Genomic DNA, 17,883 nt, shown 5'->3' on the forward strand with positions numbered 1-17,883 from the left:
TTTTCAATGACTTACAGCCATTTTCAACGGTGGAGAATTTTCCACTGTGCCCGAAATGTGCCCAAATGAATTCTGGCGCTGATCGAGTACGCGGATAGCGGCCTCCTGAAATTCGGGGGCCAGGTGGGCATATCGCTGCACCATCGACAGCGACTTGTGCCCGGTGAGGTTCATCACCTCGTAGAGCGGCACGCCGCCCTGCACCAGACGCGATGCAAACGTGTGCCGGAGATCGTGAAAGCGGAAGTTTTCTATTCCCGCCCGTTCGCAGGCTTTGGCAAACGATGACCGCATGTCCTTGACGGCCCTGCCGCCCCACGTGAACACGGGGCCGCTTTCCTTGGGGCCAAGGGCCAGCAGGGTCCGGTAAGCGCGTTCACAGAGCCTTACAGAGCGGTCTTCGCCGTTCTTGGTTTCCATGAACGTGACCCGCCGTGACGCCAGATCGACGTTGCGCCAGTCCAGCCCCAAAAGCTCACCCCGTCTGCCGCCGGTATCGACGGCAAAACGGATCAAAGGCTTCAAGTGCGATGCGGCTGCCATGACGAGGCGTTCTTCCTCCTCAAACGTCAGCCAGCGGTTGCGGGGCTTGGACGGTTTCAGCCTCGGAAAGTTCGGCACGAAGTCCGTTCGTTCTTCCCGCCGTGCCATGTTGATGGCGGCACGGACGATGGCCAGATCGGCAAGGCACATGGCGGACGAGACGGACTCTAACCGTTCGTCGACAAATGCCTGTACGTTGCGGTACGTGAAGTCGGAAACGTTCCATCCTTCGAACCGTTTCGCCAGATACCGGATTCTGTATCGTGTCTTGGCCATGAAGTTCTTCGTGTTATCCCGTTTCTTTGCCTTGGCGTATCGTAACAGGGCTTCGGAAAACGGAAGTTCGGGTTTCTTCCCGAAATGATCTTCCAGAAAATCTTCCTGTACCCATTTGGAAACCAGCGCTTCGGCTAGCTTCCGGTCGTCAGTCCCAGTACTTCGGCGATGTCGCTTTCCGTCCTGGTTCCATGTCGCCCACCATTGGGACGAGTTCTTGCGTTTGTAGAGTCGCATATTTGCCGTCTCCTCAAATCCGAGGTTCGGGCGCTGTCGCACCGTTTAGTATCGTTGGCGTACTGAACGATGTCCACAACGTCCCAGCGTTTTGTTCGGGGGCCGAAATCGCAAAAGGGGATGTCGAGCGTGTTGAAGGTATCGACGGACACACCCAGCCACGCCGCCGCCTCATCGCGGGCGAGGTATCGTCTGGGTGGCAGGGTCGTCTCAACTTTCAAACGTACAAATCCCGTATCTGCTCGAATCGTTCCTTAAGCAGTGGATGCTTTAGGAAACCCTTGGGTTCGCGAATGGTCTAAGCGAAATGGCATTGCCGGGTCGAATGCCTTTAAAGGGAAATATTCCTTTAAAGGAATCCGGTCCCTTTAAAGGCAAAGAGCAATTTTATTTCGTTTTGGGATTTTCCCTTTAAAGGAAACTTTTTTAACAAACCTGTCATTTGCTCCACCTTTCATGCCAAACCTCGAACCGCGCTAACGCGAAACCGTCTGCAATAATTCTTGCCGTATACGGAGCACATCTCAGGACCGGTTGTCGCGGTCCCGTATACGTATACGGGAATGGTGGTCGTTTGAGTGTGTTCGGGGGCTGATTTCCGTATACGGCGATTCGCGTATACGGAACTGAATGGGGGCGTCTCGCAGGTATACGTATGGGTGCAGGAAAATGTCAGAATGATGAGTTTCTTTGATACACATGATTGAGCCTTAACCAGACACGCGAGCCTTTCCCGCAGGATGGCCCATAGTTTTACCGATCTGTAGACCGAGCCTTAAGCTTAAGCTTAGGAAACAGTGACGCCCCTTAAGCTTAAGGTGGAGCGAATCGGAATACGTAAGCTTAAAAAGCGAAATATTAATCGGATAGACACTCGCCCAAACAACCCCTTAAGGTTGTCCCGTCTTTAAAGACGAGGGGGCTCAATGCCAACGCCGGAGGATAAGGCGCGGGAGGTTATCGACGCTCAGCTTGATGCTGCGGGTTGGGATATCCAGGATATGGATAAGTTCAACCGTAATGCCGCGTTGGGCGTGGCCGTGCGCGAATTCTCGTTACCGAGTGGCCCATGCGATTATCTTTTGTTCGTCGATGGCAAGGCGGCAGGCGTCATCGAAGCGAAAAAAGAGGGCGTCACCCTAAGCGGTGTATCGGATCAGTCCGAAAAATATATGAGCAAGCTGCCAGATCATCTGGCGCGGTGGGCCGATAGCCTGATTTTCGACTATGAAGCGACCGGCACGGAGACGTTATTCCGTGACATGCGCGATCCAAATCCGCGTTCGCGTCGCGTCTTTGCATTTCACAGGCCGGAAACGCTTCTTGCCTGGTTGAAACAGGACAAATCCTTAAGGGCCAAGCTCACGGAAATGCCCGATTTAGACGAGCGCGGCCTTCGCGATTGTCAGGTCGATGCAATCACCGACCTTGAAAAATCACTCGCTGCCGACAAACCACGCTCTTTGATTCAAATGGCGACGGGTGCGGGGAAGACATTCACCGCGTGCACGTTCTGTTATCGGCTGATCAAGAACGCCGATGCCAAACGCATACTTTTTCTGGTCGACCGCAACAATCTGGGCGATCAAACGTTGCGCGAATTTCAGGCATTTCAGCCGCCCGGCACGGCAAACCGCTTCAGCGATACCTACATTGTGCAGCACCTGCATGTGCGGCGAATCGATCCTGACGCCAAGATCGTGATTACGACGATCCAGCGCCTGTATTCGATGCTACGGGGCCAGGACTTGCCCGAGGAAGACGAAGAAATCTCCGGCTTCGAGAAATGGCAGGGCGATGATGATGAAATACCGCCGCTCGCCTATAATCCCGAAATCCCTATCGAGACATTCGATTTCATCGTCACTGACGAATGCCACCGGTCCATTTACGGACTATGGCGACAGGTGCTGGAATACTTCGATGCGTCGATCATCGGCCTGACGGCGACCCCGTCAAAGCATACGCTGGGGTTCTTCAATCAGAACCTTGTGGCCGAATATCCGTATGAACGCTCCGTCGCCGATGGCGTCAACGTCGGCTACGAAGTCTATCGAATCCGCACCCGTGTGACCGAACAGGGCGGCAAGGTTGAAACCGAGGAGGCAGGTTTCCAGGTGCCGGTGCGTGACAAGCGCACCCGCAAGGTTCGCTATGAAACGCTTGATGCCGATCTGGAATATACCGCCAAGGAACTGGACCGATCCGTCGTCAATCCCAACCAGATCAGAACCGTGCTGCAGACGTACAAGGACAGGGTCTTTACCGAACTGTTCCCCGAACGCACGGGCGAATGGCTGCCCAAGACACTGATCTTCGCCAAGGATGACAACCATGCCGAAGAGATCGTCACCGCCGTCCGAGAAGTCTTTGGCGAGGGTAACGACTTCGCCAAGAAGATCACGTACCGCAACACGGGCGAGAAGCCGAAACAGATGATCAAGGCCTTCCGTGTTGACCCGTTCCCGCGCATTGCCGTGACCGTCGACATGATCGCAACGGGGACCGACATCAAGCCGGTCGAAGTGCTGATCTTCATGCGTGACGTTAAATCCGAAGGCTATTACGAGCAGATGAAGGGGCGCGGTGTCCGCACCATCCCCGATGCCGATCTTCAAAGCGTCACGCCGGATGCAAAAACAAAGACCCGGTTCATTTTAATTGATGCGGTCGGGGTGTCGGAGACCAAAAAGAACGCCAGCCAGCCGCTTGAGCGCAAAAAATCCGTCAGCTTCAATGCGCTGATCGATCAGATCGCCATGGGCAGGCGGGACGAGGATGCGCTGTCGTCCCTTGCCGCGCGGCTTGCCGTGCTGGACCGTAATTTGGCCGACGAAGACCGTGCCCGTATTGCCGAGGTGACAGGCGGCAAGACACCGCGCGATCTGGCCAACGATCTGCTGGACGCCATCGACCCGGACAAACAGGAAGCGGCCATCCGGGCCAAGTATATAATGCCGACGCAAACGGAGGAACAGCAGGTCATCGACGAGATGACGGAAACCGCCTGCCGCTCCTTCGATGACCCGGACGCGCGCAATCTGCTAAAAGACATCAAGCAGAAAACCGACATCGTGATCGACGAAATCACCACGGACGAGGTCACGGGCGCGGGCTTCGACAAGAAGCAGGCCGAAGCCACGGTCACCAGCTTCAAAAAGTTTATCGAAGACAACCGCGACGAACTGACGGCATTGCAGATTCTTTATAACCAGCCGCAGGGACGGCAGAAGTTGACCTATGCCGAGATCAGGGAGCTGGTCACTGTCATGACGGAACGCCCCCCGCATCTGACAACGGCGACGGTCTGGCAGGCCTACAAGCGGCTTGATGCTGCCAAGGTGCGCGGCGCACCGGTTGATGAGCAACTGACGGAGGTTGTCAGTCTTGTCCGCTTCGCGCTGGGCCAGGCGGACGTCCTTGAACCTTTCGGGGCGGTCGTCGAGCAGCGCTTCAACCTGTGGATGGGGCGCGAAAAAAAAGCTGGCCGGGTATACTCAAAGGAACAGGAGGGCTGGCTTCGTGACATCGCGTCCTTTATTGCTGCCAATGCGGAAATCGCGCCGGGTGATTTTCAGGATGTACCGAGCCTCGCCGACCGGGGCGGCATCCTGCAGGCGCGCAAGGTATTGGGGCCGAACTTGAACGACATGCTGGATGATCTGCAGGGGGCGTTGGTGGCGTGATGGATGTCAATCTGCCAAATGGATGGAGCATCACCTCACTTGATAAATTTACGCAAACTCGGGGAAGTTCGATCAACCCTGCCAAATCTCCAGACGAGGTTTTCGAATTATACTCAGTGCCAAGCTATGACATAGGAATGCCCGAGAGCACACTTGGATCAGAAATAGGCTCATCCAAACAGGCCGTTACGCCTCTGAGTGTGCTCCTTTGTAAAATTAATCCTCGGATTAACAGATCGTGGGTTGTCGGAGAGGCTGCCGGTTATCGACAGATAGCCTCCACTGAATGGATAGTATTCCCGCCTTCTGATGCATATGAACCAGAATATCTTTGCTATTTTCTCCGCCAACATTCCGTAAGAGACTATTTGGCGCAAAACGTCTCTGGCGTTGGCGGCTCACTAATGCGAGTTAAAGCGTCGACGCTTAAGGATTTTCCGTTTCCAGTCGCACCGCGAGTCGAGCAGCGCCGCATCGTTGAGAAGATCGAGACGCTGTTCGCGCGTCTGGACAAGGGAGAGGAAGCGCTGCGCGAAGTGCAGAAACTTCTCGCGCGATATCGCCAGTCCGTCCTGAAGGCGGCCGTTACCGGCCAGCTTACCGCCGATTGGCGCGCTGAGAACGCTGACCGGCTGGAACATGGTCGCGATCTGCTCGCCCGCATTCTGGAAACCCGCCGCGAACAATGGTCAGGCCGGGGCAAATACAAGGACCCCGCCGAGCCAAATAATAATTATATTGTCACGCCTGATGGATGGGCGACGGCATCGCTTCAAATGGTGTCTCATAAAGTCACTGATGGTACACACCAGTCTCCAGAGTTCGCCGATTCTGGTATCCCGTTCATCGTGATCGCGAACGTAAAAAAAGGCCGGATAGATTGGTCTTCGGTCAACAAGTGGGTTTCCATAGAGACATATGCTGAGCTGACCCGGAATTGCATGCCCGAGAAAGGCGACATTTTATATACGGCAGTTGGTTCATATGGCATTGCGCTGCATGTAGTGGATGATCGTCCATTTGTTTTCCAAAGACACATTGCACATATCAAACCCCTAAACGGGGTCATGAATCCTGATTTCTTGGTGCTTGTTCTCAACTCCCCGCAATCACTAAAACACGCACACCAAGTTGCGAGAGGCGTCGCTCAAAAAACGGTTACTCTTGGTGAGCTTTCTCAATTCTTGGTTCCAATTCCTTCAACGGAGGAACAAGCCCGGATCGTAGATATCGTTGCTGAAAAAACCTCGCAAAATGATGCTCTCGAAACTTGGTGCCAAGCTGAGCTAAAGCGCTCCAACGCGTTACGCCAATCCATCCTGAAAGACGCCTTTGCGGGCTGTCTCGTTCCGCAAGACCCAAACGACGAACCCGCCGCAGAACTGCTTGCACGCATCAAAGAAGAGGGTGCGCGCGGCGCAGCTCGCACGTAGGAAGGTCCGCATGTCAGAGGCCAAAAAGATCGATCCAGAATTGTTGCCGTGGGTGTGGGCATTGCGCGAACAGATACATCTGCTTGACGGTGGCGATGGATTTTATGTCGAGCAAGCGCGAGCGGGGTGGCGGGAGCCAGCGAACTGGCTCCCGCCGAGCGCAAGAGCGTCGAAATATTCGGGGACGGAATGGCCGTTCGATCAGTTCCTGAAGGCGTATGGGCTGAAGCGTGGTGATGCTGCGACATTTTTTTCGGATGCGGAGAATCTCCGCGAGTTTAAACGTATTTGTGCGAATCGATTTTCTGGCCCGTTTAGCAGCCTGGATGATGCCGGACGAAGGTGGGAGGCGGCCATCAAGGACACAAAGGCTGCGAGTTGCCCAGCCAACCTCGCCTCGGCCACTTCAAAGGTCTTTTGGTGTTATCATCCGGACAAACTCTCAATGTATGATGCCTATGCCCGAGGTGCGCTAGCGCGTCGTGCAAAGGGTCGTTGGGTCAAATATCTAAAAGATCTGTCAGAGACAAATTTTATTGAGGTGTTTGAGGAATTTTTTGAAAAAGACGCCAAGCCATTCATTCAGCAAGCAGAGCATTTTTCCGACCGACATTATCCCTACCCGCGACGAGTTGCAGACAAATTTCTATGGCTCAACGGCAGCGGCAGGCAGGATGCGATCTTGCAGCGATTTAAAGCAGGCTTGGACCAAGGGCGGTATAAGCAATGGAAATAATCAAAGATCTTTTCTGTGGGCAGTTGGCAAGGATGCCAGCCTTAGGTGGTCACGTGAAGATAACCGTAGTTAAAGTCAAGTAGATGACCAACGAACAACTCGTCTCGAAAGTCTGGAACTATGCGCATGTGCTGCGCGATCAGGGTATTTCCTATGGCGATTATATCGAGCAGATCACCTATCTGCTGTTCCTGAAAATGGATCAGGAGCGTGAGGACCTGTTGGGCGAAACGTCCGCCATCCCGCCAGAATGGAGCTGGGCACAGTTGGCGAACAAGGACGGTGACGCGCTGGAACTGCAGTACCGTCACACGCTGGAAAACCTCGGCAGCGAAGAAGGGCTGATTGGCACGATCTTCAAGAAGGCGCAGAACAAGCTTTCCGATCCTGCCAAGTTGACGCGCATCGTCAGTCTGATCGACAAGGAAGGACCGTGGGTCGGTCTTGAGGTCGACGTGAAAGGCGAGATTTACGAGGGACTGCTGGAACGCAACGCATCGGAAGTGAAATCCGGGGCCGGTCAGTACTTCACGCCACGCCCGGTGATCGAGGCCATCGTCAAATGCGTCGACCCGAAGATCGGTGAAACCGTCTGTGATCCGGCCTGCGGTACAGGCGGTTTCTTGCTCGCGGCCTACGATCATATGAAAGGTCAGTCTCAGGATCGCACCAAACTACGTGACCTGCGTCATACGGCTTTCACTGGGATTGATATCGTCGATGAGGTTGTCCGTCTGTGCGCGATGAACCTTTACCTGCATGGCGTCGGCAATGGTGGCAGTCCGGTACACCAGGGCGATGCGTTGGCCAATGACGGTGGTGAGCGCTTCAAGGTGGTGTTGACCAATCCCCCGTTCGGCAAGAAATCCAGTTACAAGATCGTCGGTGAAGACGGATCAATCACGACCGAGACCGAAAGTTACGAACGCGAGGACTTTAAGTTCACCACATCGAACAAACAGTTCAATTTTCTGCAGCACATCATGACGATTCTGGAAGCGAACGGTCGTGCCGGTATCGTGCTGCCAGATAATGTGTTGTTCGAAGCGGGCCGTGCCGGCGAAGGTATCCGCAAACGATTATTGGAAGGCTTCAACTTCCATACGCTGCTACGCCTGCCGACCGGTATCTGGTACAGCCCTGGCGTGAAGGCGAATGTCCTTTTCTTTGACAAGCGCCCGGCGTCAAAGGACGTGCAGACTAAGGAACTCTGGGTCTACGACTACCGCACAAATGTGCACAAAACGCTGAAAACCAAACGGCTTGCCAGCGCCGATCTGGATGATTTCGTCAAATGCTATCGCGAGCGCAAGGAAACGGAGCGCTTCAAGCGGTTTACGTATGATGAGCTCGCCAAGCGCGACAAGCTGAACCTCGATATCTTCTGGCTTAAGGACGACAGCCTCGAAGACATCGACAGCCTGCCGGAGCCGGACATCCTCGCTGCCGAAATCGTCGAGAACCTTGAAAGCGCACTGGAACAATTTCGGGGTGTCGCTGAGGAGTTGGAGTGATGGCAGCGAAAAAGCCGGTGGACAAGATTGAGAAATATTTTTGCAACCCGTGCGGCCATAAAACCAAGCACTTTGTGCGCGGTGAATACTCACTCACTGAGCATGATGAGCATGAGGTCGTCAGCTTTACACAAAGGTGTTTAATCGTTGAGTGCTGCGGCTGTGAGAATTTGGCTCTGATCAAAAAAACACATTTCTCTGAAGACGAGGACTATGCGCAAGATCCTCGTACAGGAGAATGGGAATTGTTGCCACGTTGGGAAGAGGCAATCTATCCACCTGTGACCTATCGTAATCCTCCACCTTGGTTCGGCGATCTGCCGGATGAAATCCTCCTCAAGGTATCCGGTGAAATATATAAGTCACTTCAATCAGAATCCTATTTCTTGGCAACCTTTGGCTCCCGAACTCTTTTGGATCGGCTGATCTTGTTGACAGTTGGAGATCAGAAAAATTTCCAGGATGGCCTGAAGGCGCTCCTGGATGAAGAAAAGATTTCTGCAAGTGAAATGGAAATCTTAAACTCGGTGATTCAGGCTGGCCACGCGGCAGCGCATCGCGGTTGGGCGCCTTCGAAAGACCAACTTTTTACAATTCTAGATACGGTAGAGGGTTTGATCCACCGTTTGTTGGTCCTCCCTAAACTTTCGGAAGAATTGGATGAATCGGTGCCAACGCGTGGTGGTGCTGCCAAAGTAGGCGGAGTGAAGCAGGTTGCCACTACTTTGGAGAAGATCGAGAAGGCACCGAGGACGTTGCGTGCAACCTACGAAAAACTGGCAGAGATATTAAAAGGCATGGGCGAGGATGTTTCTGTTCATCCGCAGAAACATTACATCGCGTTTCGTCGCAACCGGAACTTCGCATCAGTTCAAATCTATAACCAGAAAAAAGTCATTCGAGCTTATCTGAATCTGAATCCTGACGAGCTGGAAATTGACGAGTCGTATATGCGAGATGTGCGACAAGTCGGTCATTTCGGCACTGGTGATCTTGAAGTAACGATCCGCACGAACAGGGATATTGAGCGGTGCGTGGAACTTCTTAAAGCGAGCTACGAAGCATCGTGAAGCATAAGTTTACACTAAAACTAGCGGTTGTGGTTTTGGTGACTTGCCTGCTCCCAGCATGCGCTACTGGTGTTTCAAAAAGTGGCAGTGCATGGCCGACCCAAACTTACGAGTTCGTATGTCGAAATGATCTGCCCTTTCCACCGATCTGTCTGGATGGCGCAGACTACGATGGTGGGTTTAAATATCGAGCACAATTCAAAGCATGCCGTGTCGATTTGTTGAATTTTGCGAGTGCGACAGATTTTCAAGTTCAGTGTATGGCAGATGAATTACGTTCTATTTTTAATGACCTAATCGACAAAGTGTTTAAGTCATACAACTGTTACTTAGATCATTTTCGCCAAGGCAACAAAGGTGAACCTGTTCACTGTTCGCGTGTTGAAGTGCCAAGATTCTTGGGAAGATATGCGGCCTCTGGAGTCGAGCTATATTTTGGAATTCCAGATTGCGTTAGGGCAGGAAGCACGTCGCTTTATGTGCCAAAACATGAATATGAACTGGACGACTGCAAGAAGCAGGTTGATGTGTTTACGGATAAGAGTATTTGGGGCTCTAGCTTTAAGGCAACGAGTGCACAGGAGCAGTACGACGATTATATACGAAATCTGGAGAACGAAGCTCAGGAGAACGTAAGGGAGGCAACAGATAAATTTAACTGCATTGCCGAAGGGAACCGATATTGTTTTTAACGCAGTTAAAGCCTTCGAAACGACCCAGCATAAACAATCCGCAGCTTCTTTGCAGTTAACGCACTGTGCCCAGACTGTGCCCAAATACTCCGTAATTCTCCCGGCCTTCGCATGTGAATAGCGACAGTAGAATCTGTGCCCAAACTGTGCCCCGGCTATTCCATTTTAATCCCGATTATCCCCTTTTGTTCCGGTTTAGCGTGCGACAGCGCCCGAACAAGTTGCTGATATTAAAGGGTTTCTAAGTTCCCGAAGCCTTTCGCAATGCGAAGGTCAGGGGTTCGATTCCCCTCGGCTCCACCAATCTTTTCAGAGTTAGCGTGCCGATCCCTTTCGTGTTTCATCGGGCGTGCGGAGCTGGATTTCGACACGCCGGTTAAGCGCACGGCCATTTTCCGTATCATTGCTGCCGATCGGCCGGCTGTCGGCATAACCGGTGGCACCGATCCGGGCTTTGTCGATCTTGCCGCTTTTCAAAAGCATATGCACAAGAGACGCGGCCCGTGCCGATGACAAATCCCAGTTGGAACGGAAAACATCCGTCGATATTGGCACGTTATCAGTATGCCCTGAAACCAAGATCTCGCCCTCGGTTTCGGCTAGAATCGACGCAAGTTCGTTCAGCAGGCCTTCCATTGAATCGAATACATCGGCACTTCCTGAATTGAATAGAAAGTTGCTGTTGAAGCGGATCAGGACCCCGTTGGGTGACGGTTCGAACATAACCTGGCCGGCGCGCATTTCTTTGGCAAGCCGGGTCTGCAGATACTTCGCAACCTTTTCGCCGGAAGTTTCTCTGGGTACGGCTGTCGCTTCTTCCGTCATTTTGTCGGCGGGCGATTCTTCGGTATGGGGAAGTTCCGGCGGAGGTATGTCGATCATTGGTTCTGCATTGATGTCGGCGGGAGCTTCCGGCGCCGGCATTTCCGTAACGGCGCGGTTCGGTGACGAAACATAGGCCCGGTCAGGGATACCGCCCGTTTCCGTCACGCCCAGAAGCTTTGTTTTCAGCGACAAGCCGAATGCCTGCTGCATCTCTCCGGCAATGCGTTTGAATTTCTGGGCATCCATGGTTGAGAAAGACAGCAAGAGTACGAACAGGCAGAGCAGCAACGCCATCATATCGGCGAAGGTCACCATCCATGACGGCGCACCACCGGTTGCTTGTTTTTTGCCTGCCATGTGTCAGGCCTTTGCCCCGTTTTCCTGGCCGTTCGTGTCTGTGGATGCATGGCTTTCTGACGGGTCAGCGGCAAAGCCACGCTTGTTGTCAGGTAAATATGTTTCCAGGATTTCCGCCAGCATATGGACGCGCTGACCACTTTGAATGCCGATGACGGCATCTATGATAAGGGATTTGTTGATCCGTTCGATCTCGATCTTGTTAGCGAGTTTGTCGGCGATCGGTAGCGCGACCAGGTTGGCGATTACGGCACCGTAGAGTGTGGTCAGCAGCGCCACCGCCATTGCCGGGCCGATACTGGCAGGGTCTTCCAAGTCTGCCAGCATCTGTACCAGACCGACCAGTGTGCCGATCATGCCGAACGCCGGTGCGGAATCCCCAATGGCGCGAAAAATCCGCTCCCCCTCCTCGTTGCGTTCGATGCTGTGTTCCATTTCCTTGACCAGCATCCCGTGCACGACCTTCGGCGGATTGCTGTCGACGCAAAGCCGGATGCCCTTGGAAAAAAACGGATCTTCGATTGTCGTGTTCTCGAGTGCCAACATCCCGTTTTTACGGGCAATCTCGGCCAGCTCCAGCGCTTTAACGACCAGGTCGCGGGGTTTGCTCTCGCGGGAGCCGCTGAATGCCGCTTTGGCGCCGACCACGAACGCGGTCATGACGCCGGCAATCGGATAGCGTATCAAGGTTGCCGCGAAAGTTCCGGCGACGACGATCAAAAACCCAGGCAGGTTCAGAAACACCCAGAAATCAGAGCCGGTCAGGACCGCCGCAGTAATGACAAGCAGGCCTGTCGTCAAACCGATATAAGTTGCTATATCCAAGCTCGGTAATCTCCTGCGTTTAAGCGTGGTGAAGACGTAGGGCTCAGCCCCGCCCATGCGCACGCATTCAAAATGGAGAATACTTTATTCAATCCGAAGGGCAAGTGAAGCAGGAATGCTTGAGGATTGGACCGTTCAAGAAGCATCCATTTTACGAGCGCCGCCCTTACAGGTGAATCTCACCATTTTCTATGAGGCCCAGACACACTTCCGCGATCTCTGGGTCATACCGTGTGCCGGCCCCGGTGCGGATTTCCTCGGCGGCTTTCTTGATGCCGAGGCCGGGCCGGTAGGGGCGATGGCTGGCCATTGCTTCCAGTGTATCGGCGACGGCGATGATCCGGGCCTCCAGCAATATTTCTGTTCCGGCCAAGCCATCCGGGTACCCCGAGCCGTCAAAACGCTCGTGATGCTGGTGGATTATTTCGGCGATCGGCCATTCGAACTCTATATCACTCAGCAACTTGGCACCGACGGCCGGGTGCGCCTTGATCAGCGCGTATTCCTCGGGCGACAATTTAGTCGGTTTGCTGAGAATTTCCGCGGGGATCTGGATTTTTCCGACATCGTGGATCGTTGCGGCAAGCTCAAGGCCTGTCAGGCATTCAGAGGAGAGCCCCATTTTCTGTCCGATCTGGATGGATACCTCGGCCACCCGCTGCTCATGGCCGGCGGTATAAGGATCGCGTGCTTCCAATGCCGCTGAAAGAACCCGGATAGCCTGTTTCAACGCATCGGACAGTGCTTGTGCCGATTTTTTTTCAACCGTGACATCAAAAACGAGGGCATTCCAGATCGAAGCGCCGCCTTGCTGACTGCGCGGTCTGGCAAAGCCCCGAAGCCATTTTTTTTCACCCGAAGGCGTAAAAATCCGCCATTCATGCTCCCAGGCAGATGCCGTATGAGCAGACGCCATGACAGAGGTGCGTAAACCTTCGATGTCATCCGGATGTACCTTGTTCCAGACGAGGCTGGAATCACGCGCCACCTGGTCTGTTGTAACGTCCCAGATTTCCTCGCAACGTTTGTTTAAAAAGATAATTTCATCTGTATTGTCGGGATTCAGTTTGTACTGGAAAAAGGCACCCGGCAGGTTCTCTGCAATATCAAGCAATCGGTTCGCATCCCGATGCCTGTCGGTTACGTCCTCGCCATACAGGTTGGTATAGTCCTTCCCCTCGACATGTTGAATATTAAACTCGTAACGCTTGTCGCCGACATCCAGATCGAACCGCCCTGAAAGCTGCATGTCGGTGGCAACGGACAACATTTTCTTCCAGTTTTCCCGTTGCGCCGGTGAAGCGTCGGTCAGATCGGCAATCAGCTTTTGCGCGGCTTTGTTGGTCAGCAGTATATCGCCAAAGCAGTCTATGCGTAGAAGTGGGTACGGGTTCTCGAGCGGGAAGTTTGCAAAGTCACGAGCGCGCGCCTCGGCATTCACAAAGTCCGTGATATCGAGAATGATCCCCTGTGCTTGCAGGGCCCGTCCGCTTTTGTCACGAATGATATCCGTCCAGTCCATGATCCACCTGGTCTCGCCCGAGCGGGTGACGATCCTGTATTTCTGCTCAAGCTTGACGGCATCGGAGTTTATTGCCTGCTCAACTTCCTGCCCGACCCGTTGCAGATCGTCCGGATGTACGATTTCCTCAAAGTCGATACTCCGGGAAAGAAATTCATCGACCGTATAGCCGAAATTTTCGATGGCTTTCGAGACGAACGCGACCGGCCATCCTTCCGTCAATTCCCAGACGAATGCGATTGTCGGGCTGTCATCGATGATAGATATAAGCCGCTCGGTATCGGTATATGGGGCTCGGTGAGTGGCGGATTTATCATCCATAACGGGCCTCTGGGAATATCCGTGGAATCATGGGGTTATCAGACCCAATCCAATGATGGCTTCTTCGATGTCGTTCATGTCGCCGGTTATCGACATAACGGGCTGGGGGGATCTGCGGACAATTGTCGGCGTTGCCATAATGTTATGCGCCTCTGCGGCTTTCGGGTTTTCATGAATATTTATGATTTTGATTTCATAAGCACCGACAACGCAGATCTCTTCACACATCTTGTGTATGTTGGCGATTGCCCGCTCACCTGCAGGTGTGTTCCCGGCGATGTAAATCTCCAGTTGAAGATGGCCGCCGTTAAATCTTGGTGTATTGATTTGCAAAATCTATACAGCCTTAAAGCTTTACCGCTCTGGCGGCATATAAAAGTTGCGAAAAATGTATCCGCATTCCAGTCCACGGCATCAGGAGATCGCGTAAGTTGCAAAGTACATCTATACGCGACCGTTCTTTTTTCATTGTACTGTACACATAGCGGTTTCTGAATTGCGTCATATACGTATGATCTGCAAAAGCAAAGGGAACCCATAAGCCCTTTGAAATGAAGGAATTAGAAGCACTTCCAGATGGTGTTCGGTTGCCGTCCACGGTCTTTCGCGTTGTCTTGCATTCGTTATCGGTCGCCATGGCTGAGGTTCCAGTTTCAAGAGTCCGAGCCGGTCGTTGTCCGGACAGACCGCATCGGTCTGCCTTCGCTTCGCGAAACCTCGTCTTCCCTATTGAAACAACTGTCTGGGACCAGATAGCTGCAAGCGTGAGCACATTTATTCACGAAAGCTCATCGTCAGGCTGCCATTAATATCGTTTAGCTTGCAGGCTGATAAGAAGCCAATTGCGTGATATTATTTCGTAATTATAAATACACGAACAAAATAATGTCAATGCATGAGGTCTATTAGTTCAGTTAATATAAAAATATATTATAAAGAATTAGTATAATGATATTTTTTTATTGTAACGCAGTTTAGCCCTGCGCGTAAATTTCTTACTGTTGCATTCTTGAATAACAAGGCGGTTCCGATCAAGCGGCTTGTTGGTGTAATCGCTATTTTGTGAAGTGATGTTAGTCGTCACAAGCAGGCATCCCGCCTAAGCTTCGCCATGTCTCATGATATGCCCCATGTTCTAATCATCGAAGACGATGAAGACCTGCGTCCTGTGCTGGCGGGTATATTGCGCGCGTCGGGTTTTAGCGTCACGGACGTCAACGAGGGTGTGGCGGGCCTGCAGGCGGCAGAGGCGCATCCCCCCGACATCGTCATCAGTGATATCGTCATGGAGGGGATGGAGGGTATCGCCGCCATCATGGCGTTGCGAAAGTTGATGAACGATGTGCCGATCATCGCCATTTCCGGGAGCCAGAGATATCTTGCCAGCAGCGAGAAGCTCGGTGCCGATGCGGTGCTCCTGAAACCCTTCACCCGCGAGACGATTCTGGATGCCGTGAACGGGTTGCTGGCACGAAGAACCCAGCCCGCTTGACGCATCCGTTAGCGTTCAGCACCCTTGTCAGGAGGCAGGGAGGAGATCGGGATGGCCGACAAGTTGAGCGATGAAGGTCGGACCAAAGCACTGCAAGAGTTGCAGGACTGGACCGAAGTTGAAGGCCGCGATGCGATTCAGCGGACATTTAAGTTCAAGAATTTCAATCAGGCTTTCGGTTTCATGAGCCGGGTTGCGATGCAGGCCGAGAAAATGGATCACCATCCGGAGTGGTTCAACGTCTATGCGACGGTCGAGGTGACCTTGTCGACGCACGATGCCGGCGGCTTGACGGAACTTGATGTGAAACTCGCCAAATTCATGGACCGGGCGGCCAGTTAGTTTACGCCGATTTTTTTGGACAGCTTTTCAAGCTCTTTCATGAATGCAGACGCTGGAACGGCAAAGCCCTTGCCGCCGATCCTGTTTTTTGTGTGTGCCGAATGGACGGCAGCTAGGCGGTATTCCTTGCCGTCGGAAAATATGATCGGCGAGCCGCTGTCGCCGGGGACGGCCTGGCAGCCGTGTTCGACGATTTGCCGCCCCTTGGTGAAGCCCCATAACTTGCAATCCGGATGTGCCGTCAGCACCTGCCCCCGGTCGCCGGAATAACCGGCCTGGGTATAGATCGTCTTGGCCTTGCGCAGATCCCAAAATATCTTTTCGGTGAACATTGCCGGTTTGAGAATTCCGGTTGTTGGGCTCGGGTCCTCTTCAAGGACGATCAGTGCCCAGTCGTATGCAACGGCGGAGAGCGTTGCCGGGCGCAGCGGGTCGTGCCCGGGGGCAGGATGGATCTCCAGGGCGATGGAATGGAACAGATACTCTCCCCGATCCCAGCCGGCGACAAAATGTAGTTTGTCCGGTGCCATGTAGCCTTCTGTATAGCGGTCGATGACGCAATGTGCGGCGGTAACGATGATACGGGGGGCGACCACGGTTGCCGTGCAATGACCCCGGCCGGCCTTGTTGAAGCGGCCGACGGCTGTCCACGGATAGACACGGGAGTCCGCCTTGACGCGGATGTCACCGGCACCGAAGACGCTGTTGGGCTTGTATTTGTAATCGGCACTCTGCGCGCGCGACGGCATGGCAAGCCCGATGCTGATTAAAAGGACGCTCAGCAGGGCCGTTAGCGTGCGCAACGCGAAGCTCATTGCGCAGCCATGCGCAATGCCCCGTCAAGCCGCACCACTTCGCCGTTCATCATCACGTTGTCGATCATGTGCAGGGCTAGCGATGCATATTCAGCCGGATCGCCAAGACGGGATGGAAACGGCACGCTTTCGCCCAGGGTTTTCTGTACGTCTTCGGGCAGGCCGAAGAGCATCGGTGTGCCGAAAATCCCAGGGGCGATGGCGAGGACACGAACGCCGCTTTTCGCCAGTTCGCGCGCCGCCGGCAGAGTCATTGAAGCAACTCCGCCTTTCGAAGCGGCATAGGCGGATTGACCGATCTGCCCGTCATAGGCGGCGACCGAGGCGGTATTGATGATGACACCGCGCTCACCGGTTTCGAGTGCGTCCTGAGACAGCATGTCGGCGGCAGCAAGGCGCATCAGGTTAAAGGTGCCGATCAGGTTGACCTTGATCACGCTGGCGAATGCGTCGAGCGGTTGCGGGCCATCGCGGCCGACTATGCGTTTCGGCGGCGCAATGCCGGCGCAACTGACGAGGATGCGTACCGGACCGTGTGCGGCGCGCGCCGCCGCAACGGCTTGTTCCGCGCTTTCGGCACTGCTGACGTCACAGCCGATGGCGAGACCGCCGATCCCGCTGGCGATCTTTTCCGCTTCCGCGGCATTCAGATCGAGAAGTGAGACCTTGGCGCCTTTTTCGGCAAGGGCTTTCGCCGTTGCCGCACCGAGGCCGGACGCCGCACCCGTAACGATCGCCGCGTGACCTTTAACGTCCATAACCGTATCCTCCTGTTGGCCGAACCGTTATCTGTTTATCAAGAGAATGGGTAGGGGACAACGTGAGCCGGACCCCGGAAGAAAACGAAAAAATCGTCGCCGAAGGTTTTGCCGACAAGGCACGCCGGACGCTGGGGCGCATCCCCTTCTCTCACGAAGCGGCTGCTGCCTATTATTGTGCCATAGATCCAGCGACACCGACCCGGGTACGTATTACCCTGATGGCGGCGCTTGCCTATTTCGTCGTGCCTGTGGATATGGTACCGGATTTCATCGCACTGCTCGGTTTTACCGATGACGCTGCGGTTTTTTGGGCAGCGTGGCGATCGGTTTCGGGGCACGTGAGTGACAAGCACCGTGAACGTGCCCGGTCATTTCTGGGCCAGACGGGCAAAAAGACAGACGACAATACGCCGGCCTGAACAAAGGCGTAAAATGG

Annotated in this window: 16 protein-coding genes; 9 read left to right on the plus strand and 7 right to left on the minus strand. The window is 53.8% G+C overall.

Annotated features, from left to right (window positions below):
- Positions 1 to 3: 3 nt before the first annotated feature.
- The gene (locus L2D14_02900; GenBank protein WNK00382.1) at positions 4 to 1,056 is read right to left on the minus strand and encodes a site-specific integrase; all 1,053 of its coding nucleotides are present in this window, start codon (positions 1,054 to 1,056) and stop codon (positions 4 to 6) included.
- A 926-nt stretch (positions 1,057 to 1,982) separates the two neighbouring features.
- On the opposite strand from L2D14_02900, the gene L2D14_02905 reads away from it, so the two are divergent.
- From L2D14_02905 to L2D14_02930, 6 genes are all read left to right on the plus strand, one after another.
- Complete coding sequence (locus L2D14_02905) at positions 1,983 to 4,742, plus strand: DEAD/DEAH box helicase family protein (protein WNK00383.1); 2,760 nt, start codon at positions 1,983 to 1,985, stop codon at positions 4,740 to 4,742.
- Entirely contained in the window at positions 4,742 to 6,175 is a 1,434-nt protein-coding gene (locus tag L2D14_02910) for a restriction endonuclease subunit S (GenBank protein ID WNK00384.1), read from the plus strand. The genes L2D14_02905 and L2D14_02910 overlap by 1 nt, the downstream gene beginning before the upstream one ends.
- A 10-nt stretch (positions 6,176 to 6,185) precedes the next feature.
- Positions 6,186 to 6,911, plus strand: coding sequence for a hypothetical protein (locus L2D14_02915; protein WNK00385.1), 726 nt, complete (start codon positions 6,186 to 6,188; stop codon positions 6,909 to 6,911).
- Between the two features lie 83 nt (positions 6,912 to 6,994).
- Positions 6,995 to 8,425 carry a class I SAM-dependent DNA methyltransferase gene (locus L2D14_02920; GenBank protein ID WNK00386.1) on the plus strand — a complete coding sequence of 477 codons (1,431 nt, stop codon included), beginning with the start codon at positions 6,995 to 6,997 and terminating at the stop codon, positions 8,423 to 8,425.
- A complete protein-coding gene (locus tag L2D14_02925) occupies positions 8,425 to 9,495 on the plus strand; it encodes a DUF5655 domain-containing protein (GenBank protein WNK00387.1) in 1,071 nt (356 codons plus the stop codon). Before L2D14_02920 ends, L2D14_02925 begins: the two co-directional genes overlap by 1 nt.
- On the plus strand, positions 9,492 to 10,187 hold the full coding sequence (locus L2D14_02930) for a hypothetical protein (protein WNK00388.1): 696 nt from the start codon (positions 9,492 to 9,494) through the stop codon (positions 10,185 to 10,187). The genes L2D14_02925 and L2D14_02930 overlap by 4 nt, the downstream gene beginning before the upstream one ends.
- A gap of 315 nt (positions 10,188 to 10,502) precedes the next feature.
- Here L2D14_02930 and L2D14_02935 read toward each other — a convergent pair whose 3' ends face one another.
- The 4 genes from L2D14_02935 to L2D14_02950 form a co-directional block, all read right to left on the minus strand.
- On the minus strand, positions 10,503 to 11,369 hold the full coding sequence (locus L2D14_02935) for a flagellar motor protein MotB (GenBank protein WNK00389.1): 867 nt from the start codon (positions 11,367 to 11,369) through the stop codon (positions 10,503 to 10,505).
- A 3-nt stretch (positions 11,370 to 11,372) separates the two neighbouring features.
- Positions 11,373 to 12,194, minus strand: a complete 822-nt coding sequence (locus tag L2D14_02940; GenBank protein ID WNK00390.1) for a MotA/TolQ/ExbB proton channel family protein — start codon at positions 12,192 to 12,194, stop codon at positions 11,373 to 11,375.
- A gap of 166 nt (positions 12,195 to 12,360) precedes the next feature.
- Positions 12,361 to 14,037, minus strand: coding sequence for a PAS domain-containing protein (locus L2D14_02945; GenBank protein WNK00391.1), 1,677 nt, complete (start codon positions 14,035 to 14,037; stop codon positions 12,361 to 12,363).
- A gap of 27 nt (positions 14,038 to 14,064) precedes the next feature.
- Positions 14,065 to 14,370, minus strand: a complete 306-nt coding sequence (locus L2D14_02950; protein WNK00392.1) for a circadian clock KaiB family protein — start codon at positions 14,368 to 14,370, stop codon at positions 14,065 to 14,067.
- Positions 14,371 to 15,160: 790 nt separating this feature from the next.
- On the opposite strand from L2D14_02950, the gene L2D14_02955 reads away from it, so the two are divergent.
- Together L2D14_02955 and L2D14_02960 are read left to right on the plus strand one after the other, a co-directional pair.
- Positions 15,161 to 15,529, plus strand: coding sequence for a response regulator (locus tag L2D14_02955; GenBank protein WNK00393.1), 369 nt, complete (start codon positions 15,161 to 15,163; stop codon positions 15,527 to 15,529).
- Positions 15,530 to 15,580: 51 nt separating this feature from the next.
- The gene (locus L2D14_02960) at positions 15,581 to 15,871 is read left to right on the plus strand and encodes a 4a-hydroxytetrahydrobiopterin dehydratase (protein WNK00394.1); all 291 of its coding nucleotides are present in this window, start codon (positions 15,581 to 15,583) and stop codon (positions 15,869 to 15,871) included.
- Here L2D14_02960 and L2D14_02965 read toward each other — a convergent pair.
- Together L2D14_02965 and L2D14_02970 are read right to left on the minus strand one after the other, a co-directional pair.
- Entirely contained in the window at positions 15,868 to 16,686 is an 819-nt protein-coding gene (locus L2D14_02965; GenBank protein ID WNK00395.1) for a trypsin-like serine protease, read from the minus strand. The genes L2D14_02960 and L2D14_02965 overlap by 4 nt on opposite strands.
- On the minus strand, positions 16,683 to 17,444 hold the full coding sequence (locus tag L2D14_02970; GenBank protein WNK00396.1) for an SDR family NAD(P)-dependent oxidoreductase: 762 nt from the start codon (positions 17,442 to 17,444) through the stop codon (positions 16,683 to 16,685). The genes L2D14_02965 and L2D14_02970 overlap by 4 nt, the downstream gene beginning before the upstream one ends.
- Positions 17,445 to 17,506: 62 nt before the next feature.
- Here L2D14_02970 and L2D14_02975 point away from each other — a divergent pair, with 62 nt between their 5' ends.
- A complete protein-coding gene (locus L2D14_02975) occupies positions 17,507 to 17,866 on the plus strand; it encodes a YkvA family protein (protein ID WNK00397.1) in 360 nt (119 codons plus the stop codon).
- Positions 17,867 to 17,883: the final 17 nt, after the last annotated feature.

Source organism: Thalassospiraceae bacterium LMO-JJ14, from assembly GCA_021555105.2.
Lineage (GTDB): Bacteria > Pseudomonadota > Alphaproteobacteria > Rhodospirillales > Casp-alpha2 > UBA4479.

Bases quoted from the DNA above. Each gene is read 5' to 3' on its own strand.
- L2D14_02920 (WNK00386.1), top strand. From the start codon at position 6,995: ATGACCAACGAACAACTCGTCTCGAAAGTCTGGAACTATGCGCATGTG.
- L2D14_02965 (WNK00395.1), bottom strand. From the start codon at position 16,686: ATGAGCTTCGCGTTGCGCACGCTAACGGCCCTGCTGAGCGTCCTTTTA.
- L2D14_02960 (WNK00394.1), top strand. From the start codon at position 15,581: ATGGCCGACAAGTTGAGCGATGAAGGTCGGACCAAAGCACTGCAAGAG.
- L2D14_02970 (WNK00396.1), bottom strand. From the start codon at position 17,444: ATGGACGTTAAAGGTCACGCGGCGATCGTTACGGGTGCGGCGTCCGGC.
- L2D14_02935 (WNK00389.1), bottom strand. From the start codon at position 11,369: ATGGCAGGCAAAAAACAAGCAACCGGTGGTGCGCCGTCATGGATGGTG.
- L2D14_02905 (WNK00383.1), top strand. From the start codon at position 1,983: ATGCCAACGCCGGAGGATAAGGCGCGGGAGGTTATCGACGCTCAGCTT.
- L2D14_02955 (WNK00393.1), top strand. From the start codon at position 15,161: ATGCCCCATGTTCTAATCATCGAAGACGATGAAGACCTGCGTCCTGTG.
- L2D14_02945 (WNK00391.1), bottom strand. From the start codon at position 14,037: ATGGATGATAAATCCGCCACTCACCGAGCCCCATATACCGATACCGAG.
- L2D14_02925 (WNK00387.1), top strand. From the start codon at position 8,425: ATGGCAGCGAAAAAGCCGGTGGACAAGATTGAGAAATATTTTTGCAAC.
- L2D14_02910 (WNK00384.1), top strand. From the start codon at position 4,742: ATGGATGTCAATCTGCCAAATGGATGGAGCATCACCTCACTTGATAAA.
- L2D14_02900 (WNK00382.1), bottom strand. From the start codon at position 1,056: ATGCGACTCTACAAACGCAAGAACTCGTCCCAATGGTGGGCGACATGG.
- L2D14_02915 (WNK00385.1), top strand. From the start codon at position 6,186: ATGTCAGAGGCCAAAAAGATCGATCCAGAATTGTTGCCGTGGGTGTGG.